Source organism: Asaia prunellae JCM 25354 (assembly GCF_000613885.1).
Classification (GTDB): domain Bacteria; phylum Pseudomonadota; class Alphaproteobacteria; order Acetobacterales; family Acetobacteraceae; genus Asaia; species Asaia prunellae.
The window spans coordinates 227,029-244,280 of record NZ_BAJV01000003.1 but is presented as its reverse complement, the minus strand read 5'-3'; the positions used below and the strand labels follow the sequence as shown (position 1 = coordinate 244,280).

Here is a 17,252-nt window from a genome sequence, read left to right as displayed (position 1 = left end):
TATAATATAATCTACTACAATTATAAATCAAAATAATTCTCGACAAACCAGATTTTTGAGAATTATACTTCTATAAGTATTATTATTTTAATTGTCCATATTAATTGATATCATTATGCATCTTTCAAAATATTTCTAAAATTTATTGTAGTATGAAATATGGAATTCTTTAAAATTAGTTGACCTTCTCAAGTGGTTTTCTCTAAAAATCATATATTACAGACCCCTGCCCTGGAGGAAAAAATGGCAATTCTAACATCCGGCACCTATACCCTGAATTGGGGCACCATATCCAATGCCCCCCTGAATCAGACAATAGCATCACCAAAAAAAGCAACGGTTACATATGGTGCCGGATACCTCATCATAAACGGAACAAGATATAACTATACCGCATCTTTTGGTGGTAGCCCCAGTGTACAAGGGTGGGGGAACCTGAACATGGCAATATTCCAGTTGAGCGGAGGGGGATATCTTGTTCTCGGAGATCCGGCACTCAATCTGAGCGCCTATACCTATATGCTCACCAATTCCAGCGGTACAGGCACCAGTATAGCCGTCAAGCAAAACAAGGTGACCACGCCTATCGCAACATGGGGTTTTAACAAAGGCGCCGGAGGTATGTGGAATGGTAAATGCTTCCTGACAGGCACATTGATTGCCACGCCAGGCGGGCATATCGCCGTTGAGGAAATTATTCCCGGCACGCAAGTTATGACTCACGACAAGGATGGAAATTCTATCATTCGGGAAGTACGTTGGGTTGGCAGAAACCACATCACCCGGCACGGTGGAAGCGACGATCTGGATAAGTCTCCAATCCGTATCAGGAAAAATGCATTCGCCGAAAACGTCCCTTTCAAAGACTGTCTCTTAACTTCTGAACACTGCCTGTTAATTAAAGGTCAATTTGTACCCGCCCGGATGCTGGTTAATGACAGGAGCATATACCGGGATACTACAATATATGACTATGACTATTTCCACATTGAGCTGGACGAACACTCGATTCTGAAATCTGATGGCATACTTACAGAAAGCTATCTCCGGACAGAAGAGAACGAATTCCTGCATTCAATTGGCAATACATCCTCGCCTGTCAAAAACTGGCAGCAAGACGCTGCCGCACCACTAAATACAAGCACTGATTTTGTCGAACCAATCTATCAACTATATGCGTCCAGAGCTGAGACTTTGGGTTTCCCTCTCACCGAGCAGAAAATAATTGAGTCTTCAGTCATCGAAATCATGGATCAACATGGGAATCTGATTAAGGCATCCAGAAAAAACGGAAATCACCATCTCTTTTATATCGACAGACCCACACAGAATATCCAGATACGATCCGGCAGCGGAAAACCATCTGATATTACCGGTCCTTTTGTGGACGATAGAAGAGACCTCGGCATTCTGGTTGGGAAAATTGAAATAATATCAGCCAAAGGTAGAGTCGAATACACTGACCATCTCGAGGTTGCGACACTTGATGGCTGGCACGTTCAGGAAAAAGTCCCATACAGATGGACCAATGGGCTCGCTCAGCTTCATAATCTCGGAGAACATGAAAACTATTTCCTGAGCATTGAAGTGGTTAAGCATTTTCCGTCAGTAGCTAGAGTTGATCTCCTTCAGGAAGATGGACAACTTTTATCAGTAGCTAGCTAATAGACGGTTTCATATCAAACAATATTATCTGAGCGCAGAAACAATTCATTTTTAGCGCTCAGAATATTTATATATAATCTCAAGAGAAAGAGTAACTTCCAAGCCAGAAGCTTCTTGATTCAAGCGAGCACAAAGAGACGGCGATCTACAGACAGGCAAGATCCCGTATCTGGTCAAAGCGCATCACAGATGCAATGGCTTATCGAAGGCACCCAGAGCAGCCTCCTTGAGAGCTTCCGAAAGCGTCGGATGAGCATGACAGGCAAGGGCAATATCTTCCGCGCTTGCCTTGAACGTCATAGCCAATGTGGCTTCAGCGATCAGCTCTCCCGCACAGGCGCCAAGAATATGAACACCAAGAATGCGATCCGTTTTTGCATCCGTCAGAACCTTGACCCCGCCATCCGTGGCGGCAATAGCACGCGCGCGCGCGCTGGCCATGAAAGGAAAACTTCCTGTCTTGTAAGCAACCCCCTCCTGTTTGAGCTGCTCTTCAGTCTTGCCCACCATTGCAAATTCCGGCTGGGTATAGATGACTGAAGGAATGGCGTCATAGGGTACATGCCCCACATGCCCGGCCAGCTGCTCGGCGAGAGCGAGGCCTTCCTCTTCGGCCTTATGGGCCAGCATGGGACCAGCAATTACATCGCCGATTGCATAGATGCTGGGGCAGGACGTACGAAAATGCGGATCAACCGGGATGCGTCCAACTTCATCGGTATCGATCCCGACAGCTCCCAGATCCAGACCCTGCGTATAGGGCTTACGACCAATGGAAACGAGAACAACATCGGCCTCAAGTGTTTCCGTCTCTTCCTGCCCCACTTTTTGCAGGGTCAGATCAAGCGCACTGCCCTCAATCTCGACTTTGGTAACACGTGTAGAAAGACGGAATTTGAGACCGAGTTTTTCAAGCGACCGCTGAAACTGGCGACCAAGCCCACGATCAAACCCGGGGGCAATATGATCACCATATTCGATGATCGTGACCTCGCTCCCCAGCCGCTTCCAGACACTGCCGAGCTCAAGACCAATCACCCCTGCGCCAATCACGGCCAGGCGTTTGGGAACAGCTTCGAGAGACAGGGCACCAGTCGAGGAAACAACGCGTTTTTCGTCAAAATCGACACCAGGCAATGCGACTGGGGCGCTGCCGGTTGCGATGACTATCGATCTCGCTGTTACCTTCTCGCCATTGATCGAAAGGTCATGCGGTCCGGTCAGTTTGGCCTCGCCAACCCTGAATGTCACATTGTTCTTGCGGAAGAGATAACCGATACCCTTGACAGTATCACCAACCACTCGCTCCTTGCGGGCCATCATCTGCCCCAGATTGAGTTTGGGCGTCACATTATCAATGCCCAGAGCAGCAAATTCGGTCTCAGCCTCATGCAGACGCTCCGAGCTGTGCAGGAGTGCCTTGGAGGGAATACAGCCAACATTGAGACAGGTGCCACCTGGCGTCTCACGCCGGTCGACACAAAGTACTTTCAGACCACGTTGAGCGGCTTTGAGCGCACAAACATAACCACCAGGGCCAGCGCCGATGACGGCCAGATCAAATTCATGGGTCTCAGACATGGCGGTCTCCTTCGTATCAGACATCAAGCAGCAGACGACGCGGGTCTTCAACATATTGCTTGACCCTCACCAGGAAGCTCACGGCCTCCCGGCCATCGACCATGCGATGATCGTAGGAAAGCGCCACATACATCATCGGTCGGATCACAACCTGACCATCGACGGCAACCGGACGATCCTGAATGGCATGCATGCCAGAATAGCTGATTGCGGCGGATTCAGGATCGGGGTGGAGAGGAGTGAACCAAACACACCGCCATTGGTGATCGAGAAGGTACCACGCGACAATTCATCGAGTTTGAGTGTACCCGCACGGGCACGAGCACCGTAATCGCTGATGTGACGTTCCAGCTCGGCAAAGCTCATCTGGTCGGCATCATGCAGTACCGGCACAACAAGACCGCGTTCACTACCTACGGCAATGCCAGATTGACAAAACGACGATAGAGAATGTCATCGCCATCAATCGTGGCATTGATGGCAGGAAATTCCTGCAAGGCCCTAATACAGGCACGAGCAAATATCGACATGAAGCCGAGCTTCACGCCATGTTTCTTTTCGAATACCTCGCGATATTCCGCGCGCAGGGCTTTGGCTGCGCTCATATCCACTTCGTTGAAAGTAGTCAGGATCGCAGCCGTATTCTGGGCATCCTTCAGACGACGCGCGATAGTCTGGCGCAAACGTGTCATCGGAATACGCTGCTCGCGGGCATCCTGCTCGTTCTTGCCCAGCAAGGTGGCAAGCGCGGTGGCGACGGCCGGTGAGGAAGCAGGCCCCTCATGCCCAAGCTGCGACGCCGGCTGCACGGCAGCCGCTGACGCAGAAGAGGCAACAGCACGGGGCTGATCCAGCTGAGCGATGACATCTCCCTTTGTAATACGCCCATCAAGACCGCTCCCCTGAGCAATAGCTCCGGGATCGATGCGTTCTTCTGTCATCAGACGCGAGGCTGCAGGCATGGGCTCGCGCGCCGTCGCAGCCGACTGTGACGGCGCTGAAGAAGCTGAAGGTACTTTGGGTGTATCAGCTTGGCTGGTTCCGCCTCTGTCCGCGCCGTACCGTTGGGGTCCAGTGTGCCAAGCACACTACCCACGGCCACTTCAGCCCCGACTGCTACAAGCTCATTGCCTAGAATACCGGCTTGCGGTGCAGGCACTTCCACGCTGATCTTGTCGGTTTCCAGCTCGACAACAGGCTCATCTGCTGCCACTGCCTGCCCGGGTTGCTTGAGCCAGCGGGTGATCGTCGCCGAGGTGACACTTTCACCGAGAACCGGAACCCTAATCTCGACCGACATCATCTCTCCCTTTGCCCGTTAAGAACTTCTGTCGCGCACCATGTCACGCGACCATAGACAGGAACAAACCCCATGCCTACTCCAGCCGCAGCACGGTCTGAACCCTAAAATAGGGACCATAAGGGCTATTTGTCAGGGTTTGTGCGGGATAGCTCTCTGAGCCATGCAATATTTCACCCGATTGTGACGCGACTTTCTCTGGAGCCAGGGTCTTTCATTGCTGGTGCAAGCCCCTCAAATGACGGATCTCCACCGTTCTCGGGCCGGGAACACCTCCTGACGTCATACCCGGCCGCACAAGACGCAGCCATAATGAAAGACCTGCCTCCATGTATCTCGGCATTGATCTCGGCACTTCGGGCATCAAAGCGGTTCTGGTTGACCAGAACCAGAACGTGATTGCTGCCCATACAGAAAAACTGGGGGTGAGCCGCCTTATCCGGGATGGAGCGAGCAGGACCCGGATGACTGGTACGATGCAACCCTTCGTGCACTTGATGCCCTGCACCAAAGCCACCCCGAGGCACTCGCCTCAGTGCGCGGCATCGGCCTCTCGGGACAGCAACATGGTGCCGTTCTGCTTGATGAAAACGGTACCGTGCTACGCCCTTGCCTGCTCTGGAACGACACACGGCAGAATCGGAATGCTCGCTTTTCGAGCATCGCTTTCCGCTCTGTCGCCAGATTACGGGCAATATTGCCATGCCAGGCTTTACCGCGCCTAAAGTCATGTGGGTCGCCCGGCACGAACCTGAGGTTTTCGCCAAAGTCACGCATGTCGTCCTTCCGAAAGCCTGGCTGCGCTTTCGCATGACTGGCTCGCTGATCGAGGATATGTCGGATGCTTCAGGGTCTCTCTGGCTCGATACAGGGCGTCGGCTCTGGTCGGATGCCGCTCTGGAGGCCTCAAATCTCCGCCTGGCTGCCATGCCTGCTCTTTGTGAGGGAACAGATGCAGCCGGCAGACTCAGTACCGATCTGACAACACGATGGGGCATGAAAGAGGCGCCTGTCTTTGCCGGTGGCGCAGGCGATAACGCTGCCGGGGCCGTTGGCCTTGGTGCCATTCATACAGGCGATGCCTTTCTCTCTCTTGGCACGTCAGGTGTCGTATGGGTAACGACTGATTCCTTCCATCCCGGTGGCAACCACGCCATTCATTCCTTCTGTCATGCTGTTCCCAACCAGTGGCATCAGATGGGTGTCACCCTCTCTGCCGCTGCGTCTCTCGCCTGGTGGTCACGGGTGACCGGTATGGATGAGAAAACCCTGCTTGCCGAACTGCCTGAGACTCCGAAAGGCCCATCTCCCGTTCTTTTCGCCCCCTATCTCTCAGGCGAGCGCACCCCGCATAATGACGGCACCATTCGCGGCGGGTTTGTCGGCCTGTCCCAGGACACCACCAGAGCCAGATGACACAGGCTGTGCTCGAAGGGGTCGCCTTTTCTTTTCGCGATGCGCTGGAAGGCCTGGCCGAATCAGGCACAGTCATTACCGAGGCTGATGTGATTGGCGGTGGGTCACGCAGCCCGCTCTGGACATCAATTCTCGCTAATGTATTGGGTATCACCCTTCATCGTCTGGCCAATGGAGAACAGGGCGGCGCTTTTGGGGCGGCTCGTCTGGCGCGTATCGCCGTCACTGGCGAAGACGTCAGTGCTGTCTGCCTGCCACCGGAACGTGTCGCCTCAATCATGCCTGATGATCGACTGAGCGGCCCTATCGTCAGGCTTATGCCCGTTACCGTGCACTCTACCCTGCCCTGAAATCCATTCCATGAATTGAGATCCGGAGATGCTGTCCATTCTTTCTGGCATGGGAGATCATGATGACAGGACGGCCTCTGCATAAGCTGCCGATGGCTACATTCTCCGATTTTCACTAGGCTTCTATCTTGTCGAGGAAACGCTTCCTGAGCAGCTCACTGGCGTCTCCTCACTGGCCCGGACCAAATCGTTTCACGACTTTGATCTCGTCATGAGCCTGAACGGTTGTATTGCAGTAGTTCGACAAGAAAAAGGCTGAAGGCTGTCAAGGACAAAGCACAGCCTACCCAGCCAACGGATGTCCAGCCCAGTCCTGCGGTGATTGCCAGGCCGCCCAGCCATGGCCCCAGGGCATTGGCAATATTGAACGCGCTATGGCTCAAGGCGACAGCAAGGTTTTTTCCTTCTTTCGCAATGGAAAGGAGATGGGCTGAGACAACAGCAGAAAGCCCTCCGCTTGCACCGATGAGAAAGATATCAGATCCAAGCGTGATCAGGGATCGTGTGGAAAATGGGAAAAGAGAAGTCGATACGGCACCAAGTATCAGAACGCCGCCAAGCGTGGGTATCATTTTCCTGTCTGCAAGGTGAGAACAGATAGACGTGCCAATGGTCAGACCAAGGCCAAAAACAGCCAGCATCAAGGGAATGAATGCCGGATTTGCATGGGTAACCACGATCATGATCGATGCGAGATAGGTATAAACGCAAAACAGGCTCCCAAAACCGATACCGCCAATCGCCAGGATCAGGCAGACGCGTCTGTTTCGCAGCGCGCGCATCTCCTGTCGCAGACTGGTCTGCTCGATATCGGAACTCTGCGGAATAAATCGCCAGAGCAGCCATGTGGTCAGACAGGAAAGAACCGCGATCAGGCCGAAGGCAACGCGCCATCCGAATATCTGGGCCAGCATATTGGCCAGCGGCACCCCTGCGATCGTTGCGCTTGTCAGGCCAAGAAAAACACGCCCTACAGCTGAGGCCCGCTTTTCCGGAGCGACCAGAGAGGCGGCTACCAGGCTGGCAGTGCTGAAATAGGCTCCATGAGGAAGCCCGGTCAGAAAACGGAACAGAAAAAGACTGGTCGCGCCGGGTGCCAACGCGCTCAATGTATTGCCGATCGTATAAAACAGCATCGTGGCAATCAGGGTCGAACGATGTGGCCGACCAGCGCTGACAAGGGCAATGAGGGGCGCGCCTATACAGACACCAAGGGCATAGAACACGACAGACCATCCCGCCTGCGGGTCGCTCAATGCAAAACGATGTGCGATGAGAGGAACGAGGCTCATTGCTGCAAATTCGGCCGTACCGATCGCAAAGGCACCGAGCCCGATGATCAGAAAAAGCCATGGAGACGCCTTGGCGGGATGGTCTGTCTCCATCAGGTCTGATGTGGTGCTCATGACGTTACTCCCCTCTGCTCGTTCCGATCGGTCATAATTTGCGCTTAAGCCAGAAGGACATGAATTAACGGTCCAGTCTTTCTGTGTGCTCTCGGAATTTCCCGGGCGGGATCTGCACGACAAGACGATCCAGAAAAGAGAAAATCCGGGCATTCATGCTCTTGTAGTCGTGACTTCGCAGTATTGCGGGCTTCTGCACGAATGGCCGGTCAGCCAGCGCATACAGTTCTGCTTGCGACGCGGCAATGAGTTGCTCGATCAGCTCAGGGGTAAATTCCAGATGACACTGAAAGCCGAAGACGAGGGGCGCATACTGGACGATCTGCCGCGGGCAGCCCTTGCTGGTGGCCATGACTATCGCCCGGGGTGTCAGGCCGGGCATGTCGTTATGCCAGTGTCCGACATCGAGAACAGGTTCGAACGCGCCAAACAGGACACTCTCGCGACCTGCTTCGGTCAGGGTAATCGGATATTTGCCAATCTCGGGCTCCGGACTGCGTTCGTGAGGCGCCCCCAGTGCGGCACCGATCAGCTGTGCGCCCAGACAGATCCCGATTACCGCTTTTCCTGCCGTGATCGCATCACGGATCAGTGTCTGCTCTGCAACAGAGTCGAAATGAGGACATTCTTCTTGCGTGGTTGACGGGGATTGTGGACCGCCCATCACGATCAGCATATCGATCCCCTCAAGGGACGAAGGCAATGGTTCATTCTCATGGAGACGGGATATCGCTGTCTCGTGGCCATGCTGAAGCGCCCAGGAGATCAGCGCTCCAGGGCCTTCGAACGACTCATGAACGATGAAATGTATCTTCAATATCGTTTTCCTCATCGAGAGACCTGTGGTGTCGTCAGGAAAAAGGGCGCTTAGTTCATGCTGTGACGGGTAATTGCCTGCTCGAGTAATGCCCGGTCCTCATCGCTCACCCCGTGCAGAGGGAGGGGCAGATTGTCTCGGTCGGTGAGACCGAGAATGGACGCTGCCGCAGAAATCGGGCGGATACTGCCGCCATATCGGCAGGAGATATCCCAGAAGCTTCTGAACTGCTCTGAAAGACGTGAAAGCTGTGCATCATCGCCGGTAAGGGCCGCCTGCATCAGCCCCTTGGCTTTTTGCGGAAATAGCCCTCCCCATTCAGAGTACCATATTTTCGCACCCGCCCTGACACCTTCGGACAGGGTATCGTCGCCGCTCGCGCCAATTATCGTAGTCGAGGGCAGTGTCTGTGCCAGACGTGCAATACGCTGCGCGGCTTCTTTCCGGTTGGGCCATCCGCTTGGGACCTTGATCGAACCGATATGAGGCAGAGCGCAAATCCTGGCATAAAGCATGTCGGAAAACGCAAAACGACTGATCACAGGCGAATCATAGATAATGACCGGAACCGAAACGTTTTGACTAACCGATCTGAAGAGCGAAAAAACCTCCTCTTCCCGAAGACAGTGATAGGAGACGATCGGCAGAAGCAAGGCACTGATGCCGATGGTCTGCAGATGTTCGGCCAGAGTCAGGACATCGCGCGTGCGAAAGGCACCGATGCTGGCAATGACTGGCGTTTCCTGCGCACAACTCACAGCGACACGGGCAATTTCCAAGCGCTCGTGAAATGTCAGATAGGGATAATTCCCCGTCGATCCCTCGACGCCGATAGAATCGACGCCTGCATCGACAAGGCGCCTGATCAGACGTTCAAAACCGGGCTGATCGACGCCTTTTTCGTTCATGGGAGTTATTGGAAATGCGCTCACGCCGGAAAACTTCATGATACCCTATATCTTCTGCCATCTCAGTCGTGAGCAATGCATCACAGAGACCGGACCTGAAAAAGATCCGGTTTCGAGAAAATGACTAGGCCGGTTTTGAACAATCATCCGCGCAGCCTCTTGCATTTAGAAAAGATGACAGCTGCTGTAATCAGAATTCTGTAAAAATAGATTATTGCATTAATGCGATGGTTTCGACTTATCCATTATACTCACAGCTCTGGATATTTCGCGCATATCAAGATGCGCATAGCCGAATCTGAAACAGTTAGGATCACCGCCGGATTCGATAAAGAAACGATCGCCGGTTTCTATCTGCAGGCCGGCTTCTCTTGCAGCTGCCGCCCAGGCAACCGCATCTATACGCGTATCTGTTCTCATCCAGACTGCCAACCCTCCCGCAGGGACAGTAAATGTCACTATATCTCCAAGTCTGCTGCCGATCTCCTCCAGCAGAAAATCGCGCCGCTCGGCATAGATACGTCTTGCCTTGCGGGCATGGCGCCCAAGGACACCATTACGGATCATCAGCGCCATAGCCTGTTCCAGAGGCACATCGCCCTGGCGATCGATTGCTTTGCGCAACTCCGTCATACGACTCAGAATATCCGGAGGCGCAATGACATAACCCAGCCGCAAGGCCGGTATCGTCAGTTTGGAGAGTGACCCGATATGGATCAGCCTCTGGTCGGAGCCAGCTCTGGCTGCAAGTGGCAAAACCGGTGCACTATCAAAACGATAGTCATGATCATAATCGTCTTCAATGATCAGAAGATCGTGCTTTCGTGCCAGTTCGAGCAGTTTGAGACGCCGTCCGGCCCCGAGCGTGACGGTAGTGGGATACTGGTGATGGGGCGTAACATAGACTGCCCTTATACCGGGATCCTGCCGCACCTCATGCGCCAGATGATCGACATCAAGCCCTTCTTCATCCACCGGAATGCCTATGATGCGGGCTCCCCCGGAACGGAAGCTCGCCCAGGCGAACGGATAACCGGGATTCTCGACCGCAATCCCGTCACCGGGAGAAAGCACAGCTGATGCAGCCAGAAACAGGCCCATCTGACTGCCATGCGTGATGAGAATGTCATCCGCTGAAACCGAGAGGCCTCTTGCATTCAGGAATTCTTCTGCAAGCGCTGCTCGCAGCATGGTTGCACCGTTTGGATCGGCGTAACCGCTGCTGGAAAAGAAATGTGGAGAGGTCAGAACTGTTCTGAAGGCACGTGCCAGCTCCACTCTCGGCATGAGGCGCGGGTCCGGTGTCCCGTCCGTTATGGTCAGGAGACAAGAAGGAGGCGCTACATGTCGGGGATTGAGCATCGGGGAATGAAAAGATCTGCTTTCGTCCCGTATCACGTCCGGGAGATCTTCCGCCACGAATGTTCCGCGGGATGAATGGGCAACCAGCCAACCCTGCATGATCAACTCGTGATAGGCGGCATCGACCGTATTGCGATGCAGGCCAAGAGTGCGTGAAAGAGCCCGGGTTCCCGGCAGGATCTGTCCGGACCTGAGGCGTCCGCGCTGGATCTCACGTATAAGGGATTCCGCCAGATCAAGGAAAATCGGTCGTGTCGGATCGCCGATCAGCTCGAGGGTAAGTTCACGGCGTAATGACAAGACGATCAGCCTCCCTTTTCAGTCGCACTCTGCGCGCGAACCCTGCCCCTGGCATGACCCAGTCCCGATCTCATCGGCAAACCATCGACTATATTGCGCCAGGATCACAGACTTACCTCGTTTTATCGCCCTGCCTTGCGATACTTGTCAGGACTGCACCCATAGGTTTTCGAAAAAGCCTCACGAAAGGCACGTTCCGACAAATAGCCGATCTGTGAGGCAACAGCTTCTATCTTCATTTTCCGATCAGTTCGAAGCAGATCCGCAGCAAAGGCCATGCGCCAGGTCATCAGATGTTCCAGCGGAGTAGCACCAACCTGCTTTCTGAAATGATCGGCAAAAGCCGATCGTGACATACCGACTGCCCGGGCAATCTGGGCCACAGTATGCACGACAGACAGATCAGCGTGCATGATTCTGAGCGCCTTGTGAATTCTGGGATCGGCCATGGCTCTGAGCCAGCCTAAACCAAGCCGGACATGATCGCTTGCGGCACGCCTGAGCGTACGTATCATCAGTATTTCTGCAAGCCGGTCCACCGTACTTGTCGCGCCGGCCTCATCACGCGCAATCTCGTCACGCATCATGGCCCTGACCTGACAGGACAGACTGTCTGCCTGATGTGAGGGCACATGCAGGATCGGCGGCAACTCACGAAAAAGCAAAGGAGCCTCGGCTGTTAACAGCGTGAAGCACCCAACGACCAGAGAAACCCGTTCTCCAGTATTTTCGCAATATTCAATGGCTCTTTCCTCTTCCCATTGAGCAAGCTGACGCGCTGTCAGTGGTGTCGTAAAAGTAATTTCGGTATCGCTGCGCAGATGAAACCGGGATGGTGCAGGAAAGAAGAGAAAATCTCCTTCATTCAAGGCAGTCAGTTGCCCGTCACTCCGCGCACTATCCTGGTCATCATCCTGATTGATCCAGCAACGCCCCTCCATCACGGCGATAAAGACGGCATGCTGTTCCGGAAAAGCCAGACCATAACGACCCGTCAGGGTAATGCGCCCCCAGACTTCGCCCTGAGTTCTCAGCGACGACAGAACCCTGTCCAGAAGATCCATGTATCCCAGGCTCCATTCTACCGCGCAGACAAGCCGATAACCGGCGCTTTCAGCCGGAAATATGGATCAGAGCGGATATATGCTCCAGCCCTCATGGATAAGATGTTCTCATCACAAGAGGACGACATGACAGGCAATCCGCCGATCCGTACTGCCGGATCGAAGAGCCAGTCATGGCGCCCGAAACGGGAGCACCTTCATCATGCAAACGCTTTATCGCCGGATCGACAAGGCAATGGCCACGATCAGGTTTATACGGATCGTTTCTGTTGCAGCATCCTCAATGAGCAGGGGCAGGAAATCCTGTTTTTCAGGAGCCATGAAATCCTGCCCTGCAACGAGGGGCTCAGTCGCGCAAAGGCTGTAACTGCTCACGCCTTCCAGTGCGACACGCAGACATTTTCCGACCTGCCACAGATTACAGCGGCCATCAGGGACATACGTTACTGTTTTCTCGCAGGCGGAATCGTATCGCCCGGCAGAACCGGAGAAACACTGTTCATCGGTTTGTCGAGTGACAAGCCGGAGATTGATCATCTTGCTGCACAAGCTGCTGCACAGGCCCTCGCTTCCACGGAGATCTCGTCATGACCAGTATTCTGATTACAGGCGCCGGCACCGGCTTCGGACGACTGCTCGCTTTCTCACTCGCCCGACGCGGCCATGCCGTGCATGCCGGAGTTGAAATCACCTCCCAGATCGGGGTCTTGCGTCAGGAAGCGCGGGCGCAGGGACTGGCACTCGACGTCTCAAAACTCGACATCACTTCTCCTCGTGACCGGGCGCATATCTTACGGGAAGATTTCGACATTCTCGTCAATAATGCCGGGATCGGTCAGGGCGGCTCCCTGGCGGATATGCCTGATGATGTGCTGCGCCACCAATATGAGGTCAACTTCTTTGCGACGGTCGCCCTGACGCGGGAATATCTCCACGCCCGCAGAAACAGCGGGGCTACGCGGGTGATCTTCATGTCATCCATCGGAGGCATTCTTACCGTTCCCTTCGCTGGCGCCTATTGCGGGTCGAAGCATGCACTCGAAACGGTTGCGCAATCAATGCATCTGGAATTTGCCGAACGGGATGTCACGATCGCCACCATCAATCCCGGCCCTTACCAGACAAACTTCAACGATCTGATTATGGAGGGGCCACGCTACTGGCAGAGCGACAGGGATCTCTTCGATCATAGCAAGCTCACTTTTGACATGCCGCAATACAAGGAGGATCAGGATATCGAAACCATGGCCGATATCACGCTCGATCCCCGATCACGGTTCCGCAATATCCTGCCACGCGAGCTGGAACAGCATATTCGCGAACAGGAACAGGCCATCTGGAACTGGTAATGGTACGTTTCTGGCCCCGGATGCCATATCGGGGCCAAATATCTGTCGCAGATACAGGCATGCAGGACATAGGCTACGCGCTTCTGAAGCCTGAAAGCGACAGGTCATCCGCCATCCAGAACTGTCCTTACTCTGATGACATTTTTACGATGGGAAAAGCTTTTCTCTGGTATGCGCCCCTTTTCGGAAAGCTGGGTCGAATCCCGTCATTACAGCTGCCTAGTGGGCTCCCGGTGTCGTGATTTTTGCGATGAACGCCATTACCACAGACAGACCGCCATTTTCGATCAGGGTTGAATGCGTACCATGCTGGGTTGTCCATATCTGCTTGGGCTCGGGCGCAGTTGAAGACACTCAGACTTTGCGTAGGAGGTACCGTACCATCGCGCAAGGTACGCATGACAAGAAGCGGCATTTTCAGACCCGCGATACGCCCAAGCGTATCGAAGCGGTTTCGCAGAAGAAGGCGAACCGGCATATAGGGATAACGTGAGGCAGCCACATCGGCGATACTTGTATAGGGGGCGTCGAGTACGAGCCCGGCCGCCGGAAATGCGAGCGCCGTGCGCACCGCAACATTCGTTCCCAGTGATTCCCCGTAAAGGACGATCTGCCCCGGCGCGATATCCTGTCCGTGCAGGAAATTCATCGCGGCTTCTGCATCAAGAGCGAGGCCGTCTTCGCTCGGTTGCCCCGGATTACCCGCATAACCACGATATTCGACCGCCAGCAAACCGGTTTCACCCTGAGCCATCAGGGCGAAGCGATGCGCACGGCTGGCAATTGATCCGGCATTACCGTGAAGATAGAGCAACACAGGTCCATGATCTGCAGGCGGACGGTAATAAGCCTTGAGGTCCAGATTATCCCTTGTATGCAGCACCACCATACGAGCGCCGGGAATAAGCGCCGCAGGATCGTCCAGCGGCGTCGCTTCTGCGGGGAAAACCAGACGATCCTGCCGGATATAGAGAAAGCCCGCAGCAAACAGATAAACCACGATGACACAGGCCAATATAATCGCAGCATATCTGATCACGGCTCAGCCTCTCTCGGAACGATTATCGAACAGGGACGTAGTCAGACGGATGTGACCTTCCGTAATCCGTTTGTCGAGAGTCGGCTCAATGAAATATTTATGGCCTCTTTCATTTCTGATGGCTTTTTCCTCAATTGCCACGCTGTCCCATGCTGCCGAAAAAAAACCTGAAAAACCTTTGCGGAGCTACCAGCACCTCTGGACCGATAATAAAGGTGTCAGCCATATAGCGCGCTGCCCTGTCTCGAATTTCTTTCTCAAAAGCATGTCGCCCCCTGCAGGGCCGCAATGGCAGAATCCCATGGCGCCACAGACAGCAACACTCATGATGACAGTCCAGCCCAGACACTGGAACGGCGCCTGGCATCCTGATCCAAAGCCACAATGGATCATCCCGCTCAAGGGACGGTGGTGGGTACGCGCCATGGATGGTACGCGTGTGGAAATGGGGCCAGGTGATATTCTTTTTGGCGAAGACCAGAACGTCAGACCTATGGAAGACGGTCCTTACGCAGGCAAGAAAGGCCATGATGCCGGAAATGTCGGTGATGATGAGGTGACACTTCTTGTTATCCAGTCTGCCAACCCGCCTGAACCCAACAAACCCTGCCGCTATTACTGAACTTTCCTGCCCAAGACTGCGATCGCATCGCACGCTTTGTCATGGCATCATGAGGCCATGACAAAGCGCGTGATCACTTCCATAGATGTCGCCCGTCTGGCAGGCGTATCGCAATCGGCTGTTTCCAGAGCGTTTTCTGCAACGGCGAGCATTGCGCCAGCCACCCGGGAACGCGTTCTCCGGGCGGCCGAGGCCCTGAATTATCGCCCTAACCGCATTCCCTCGATCATGCTGACGGGGCGCTCGGGAATGATCGGCATCATTGTCGGCGGAATGCGCAATCCGCTTTACGGCACGGCTCTGGAGCATCTGTCCTCCGGCCTGCATGATGCCGGATTTCAGGTCCTGCTTGTTCAGGTTGTTGATTCTGTAACCCTTGATGCGGCATTGGGGCAGCTTGCCGGGTATCGTGTCGATGCCCTGATAACAGCGCTTGCCATCGGCTCGGAAGAGACTGCTTCTGCACTCTCTGCTCTTTCTATCCCGATCATCGCCTTCAATTCCGTTATGACAGGACCTGGCATCTCGTCCATACAATCAAATAATCGGAAATCCGGTCGCCGCGTTGCAGAGATGATGGTGACAAGGGGTGTCCAGCGACCGTTCTGGCTCGCCGGCCCCAGCCAGAACGCTGCATCCCGGGCCAGGGAGAAGGATTTATTGAAGGCTGTGCCATGGCTGGCATGCATGTCACCACCCTTGAAGGGGACGACACCTATGAGAGCGGTTTTCAGGCAATGAAACAGAGCCTGCAGATGGGCCATCGTCCCGATGGGCTTTTCTCCAGTAATGATCTCATGGGGTGTGGCGTACTCGATGCCCTAGGTGAGAACGATGGCCTCTCCTGCCCTGAGGATGTGATGGTGATCGGATATGACAATATTCCGCAATCTGCCTGGCAGGCCTATCAGCTCAGCAGTTTCGACCAGCGTTCTGATGCCATGGCAGCAGCAGCACTGGACATACTGGGTCGTGCCTTCGCTTGTCCCGATGAGCTGCCGTCAGAAACCATCATGATCGAGGCGAGCCTGGTCCTCAGGCGCAGTACGGAAAAACCGACACGTCCTTCGGCCTGAAACAGGACCGGAACGCAACCATTGTCTGCTCCGACTCTTTGTTGCATAGCAATGCAACATCAAGGGATCGTGCTTGTGCACCTTGGAGGCCCCGTATGACAGATCGTTCTTTCCGCTCCATACTGACAGGATCGTTCTCGACACCCTGCGCTGAAAATCCAACGGTCGTGATGATGGAAGCCGGTTATGCAAAGGCCGGAATTGACGCCCGCTATATCAATTGCGACGTCAAACCTGCCCATCTCGCCGATGCCATCGCAGGCGCAAAGGCCATGGAATGGGCCGGTTTCAATTGCTCAATACCGCATAAAATCGCTGTTATTGAGCATCTCGACGACCTGGCTGAATCCGCGAGGATAATCGGCGCAGTCAATTGCGTTCAGATTCGCGACGGCAAGCTGACCGGCAATAATACCGACGGCAAAGGTTTTCTTGCCTCGCTACGCAAGCTGACCGACCCGAAGGATAAGACTGTTTTCCTTCTTGGTGCCGGTGGCGCCGCCCGTGCCATTGCGGTCGAGCTTGCCCTTGCAGGCGCACGCCACATCACCATTGCCAATCGCAGCATCGAAAAGGCACAGGCTATTGCCGATCTCCTGGCAAAAAATACCCGATGCAGCGCGGATGCCCAGGCATGGCCTGAAGGACTCCATATCCCCGAGGGAACTGACATCCTTATCAACGCGACATCAATCGGACTCGGCAACCGGGATGCCCTCCCCCCGATCGAGACTGACTCATTGGGTAATGCCACCATCGTCGCCGATGTCATTCCCAACCCACCCATGACGAAACTGTTGCGCGAGGCAAAGGCGCAAGGGTGCAAAACACTCGATGGGCTTGGCATGCTGGTCAATCAAGGCATCATCGGGGCCGAACTGGTGGTAGGCGCCACGCTTTCCGCCGAGATCATGGAAAAAACTCTCGCTGATATCTTTGGTGTGCAGGACTGACCGCATGACCATAACAGGGCGCCAGCCAGGTTCGGGCTGGCGCC

At 54.3% G+C, this 17,252-nt stretch carries 14 protein-coding genes and 3 pseudogenes; 8 read left to right on the top strand and 9 right to left on the bottom strand.

From position 1 onward, the window contains the following. Window positions 1-243: 243 nt before the first annotated feature. Window positions 244-1,665 carry a Hint domain-containing protein gene (locus JCM25354_RS16510; RefSeq protein WP_025885062.1) on the top strand — a complete coding sequence of 474 codons (1,422 nt, stop codon included), beginning with the start codon at window positions 244-246 and terminating at the stop codon, window positions 1,663-1,665. 183 nt (window positions 1,666-1,848) lie between these two features. On the opposite strand, the gene lpdA is transcribed toward JCM25354_RS16510, so the two are convergent. The 3 genes and pseudogenes from lpdA to JCM25354_RS23700 all read right to left on the bottom strand — a co-directional run. After that, the gene (gene lpdA / locus JCM25354_RS04065) at window positions 1,849-3,246 is read right to left on the bottom strand and encodes a dihydrolipoyl dehydrogenase (protein ID WP_025885061.1); all 1,398 of its coding nucleotides are present in this window, start codon (window positions 3,244-3,246) and stop codon (window positions 1,849-1,851) included. Window positions 3,247-3,262: 16 nt separating this feature from the next. Further along, a pseudogene (locus JCM25354_RS16505) lies at window positions 3,263-4,187 on the bottom strand (2-oxo acid dehydrogenase subunit E2). 133 nt (window positions 4,188-4,320) lie between these two features. Further along, window positions 4,321-4,546: pseudogene (locus JCM25354_RS23700) on the bottom strand (biotin/lipoyl-containing protein); the annotation flags it as partial. Window positions 4,547-4,875: 329 nt separating this feature from the next. On the opposite strand from JCM25354_RS23700, the pseudogene xylB reads away from it, so the two are divergent. Beyond that, a pseudogene (xylB, locus tag JCM25354_RS16500) lies at window positions 4,876-6,326 on the top strand (xylulokinase). A gap of 195 nt (window positions 6,327-6,521) precedes the next feature. Here the strand turns inward: xylB and JCM25354_RS04050 are convergent. The 5 genes from JCM25354_RS04050 to JCM25354_RS19865 form a co-directional block, all read right to left on the bottom strand. After that, entirely contained in the window at window positions 6,522-7,718 is a 1,197-nt protein-coding gene (locus JCM25354_RS04050; protein WP_025885060.1) for an MFS transporter, read from the bottom strand. Between the two features lie 64 nt (window positions 7,719-7,782). Beyond that, window positions 7,783-8,535, bottom strand: a complete 753-nt coding sequence (locus tag JCM25354_RS04045; RefSeq protein WP_025885059.1) for a glutamine amidotransferase-related protein — start codon at window positions 8,533-8,535, stop codon at window positions 7,783-7,785. A 50-nt stretch (window positions 8,536-8,585) separates the two neighbouring features. Beyond that, on the bottom strand, window positions 8,586-9,467 hold the full coding sequence (locus JCM25354_RS04040) for a dihydrodipicolinate synthase family protein (RefSeq protein ID WP_243443880.1): 882 nt from the start codon (window positions 9,465-9,467) through the stop codon (window positions 8,586-8,588). Window positions 9,468-9,662: 195 nt separating this feature from the next. After that, the gene (gene pdxR, locus JCM25354_RS04030) at window positions 9,663-11,105 is read right to left on the bottom strand and encodes a MocR-like pyridoxine biosynthesis transcription factor PdxR (protein ID WP_025885057.1); all 1,443 of its coding nucleotides are present in this window, start codon (window positions 11,103-11,105) and stop codon (window positions 9,663-9,665) included. Between the two features lie 122 nt (window positions 11,106-11,227). After that, the gene (locus JCM25354_RS19865) at window positions 11,228-12,169 is read right to left on the bottom strand and encodes an AraC family transcriptional regulator (RefSeq protein WP_025885056.1); all 942 of its coding nucleotides are present in this window, start codon (window positions 12,167-12,169) and stop codon (window positions 11,228-11,230) included. A 126-nt stretch (window positions 12,170-12,295) separates the two neighbouring features. On the opposite strand from JCM25354_RS19865, the gene JCM25354_RS04020 reads away from it, so the two are divergent. Together JCM25354_RS04020 and JCM25354_RS04015 are read left to right on the top strand one after the other, a co-directional pair. Beyond that, window positions 12,296-12,760: a heme-binding protein gene (locus tag JCM25354_RS04020; protein ID WP_159103440.1), complete on the top strand. Its 465-nt coding sequence runs from the start codon at window positions 12,296-12,298 to the stop codon at window positions 12,758-12,760. Then, window positions 12,757-13,518, top strand: coding sequence for an SDR family oxidoreductase (locus JCM25354_RS04015; protein ID WP_025885054.1), 762 nt, complete (start codon window positions 12,757-12,759; stop codon window positions 13,516-13,518). Before JCM25354_RS04020 ends, JCM25354_RS04015 begins: the two co-directional genes overlap by 4 nt. A gap of 127 nt (window positions 13,519-13,645) precedes the next feature. Here JCM25354_RS04015 and JCM25354_RS16490 read toward each other — a convergent pair whose 3' ends face one another. Next, window positions 13,646-14,557 (bottom strand): alpha/beta hydrolase, encoded by a 912-nt coding sequence (locus JCM25354_RS16490; protein ID WP_051537200.1) that lies wholly within the window; start codon window positions 14,555-14,557, stop codon window positions 13,646-13,648. 118 nt (window positions 14,558-14,675) lie between these two features. Between JCM25354_RS16490 and JCM25354_RS04000 the strand changes: the two genes are divergently transcribed. From JCM25354_RS04000 to aroE, 4 genes are all read left to right on the top strand, one after another. Further along, window positions 14,676-15,179, top strand: a complete 504-nt coding sequence (locus tag JCM25354_RS04000; RefSeq protein ID WP_243443879.1) for a cupin domain-containing protein — start codon at window positions 14,676-14,678, stop codon at window positions 15,177-15,179. A gap of 57 nt (window positions 15,180-15,236) precedes the next feature. Then, window positions 15,237-15,920 carry a LacI family DNA-binding transcriptional regulator gene (locus JCM25354_RS16485; RefSeq protein WP_243443878.1) on the top strand — a complete coding sequence of 228 codons (684 nt, stop codon included), beginning with the start codon at window positions 15,237-15,239 and terminating at the stop codon, window positions 15,918-15,920. Next, window positions 15,854-16,255, top strand: coding sequence for a substrate-binding domain-containing protein (locus JCM25354_RS22125; RefSeq protein ID WP_369345722.1), 402 nt, complete (start codon window positions 15,854-15,856; stop codon window positions 16,253-16,255). The genes JCM25354_RS16485 and JCM25354_RS22125 overlap by 67 nt, the downstream gene beginning before the upstream one ends. Window positions 16,256-16,350: 95 nt before the next feature. After that, complete coding sequence (gene aroE / locus JCM25354_RS03990; RefSeq protein WP_025885051.1) at window positions 16,351-17,208, top strand: shikimate dehydrogenase; 858 nt, start codon at window positions 16,351-16,353, stop codon at window positions 17,206-17,208. Window positions 17,209-17,252: the final 44 nt, after the last annotated feature.

Coding starts and splice junctions, on each gene's coding strand:
- JCM25354_RS16510 (WP_025885062.1), top strand. CDS start 244: ATGGCAATTCTAACATCCGGCACCTATACCCTGAATTGGGGCACCATA.
- lpdA (WP_025885061.1), bottom strand. CDS start 3,246: ATGTCTGAGACCCATGAATTTGATCTGGCCGTCATCGGCGCTGGCCCT.
- JCM25354_RS04050 (WP_025885060.1), bottom strand. CDS start 7,718: ATGAGCACCACATCAGACCTGATGGAGACAGACCATCCCGCCAAGGCG.
- JCM25354_RS19865 (WP_025885056.1), bottom strand. CDS start 12,169: ATGGATCTTCTGGACAGGGTTCTGTCGTCGCTGAGAACTCAGGGCGAA.
- JCM25354_RS04020 (WP_159103440.1), top strand. CDS start 12,296: ATGACAGGCAATCCGCCGATCCGTACTGCCGGATCGAAGAGCCAGTCA.
- JCM25354_RS04015 (WP_025885054.1), top strand. CDS start 12,757: ATGACCAGTATTCTGATTACAGGCGCCGGCACCGGCTTCGGACGACTG.
- JCM25354_RS04000 (WP_243443879.1), top strand. CDS start 14,676: ATGGCTTTTTCCTCAATTGCCACGCTGTCCCATGCTGCCGAAAAAAAA.
- JCM25354_RS16485 (WP_243443878.1), top strand. CDS start 15,237: ATGACAAAGCGCGTGATCACTTCCATAGATGTCGCCCGTCTGGCAGGC.
- JCM25354_RS22125 (WP_369345722.1), top strand. CDS start 15,854: ATGGCTGGCATGCATGTCACCACCCTTGAAGGGGACGACACCTATGAG.
- aroE (WP_025885051.1), top strand. CDS start 16,351: ATGACAGATCGTTCTTTCCGCTCCATACTGACAGGATCGTTCTCGACA.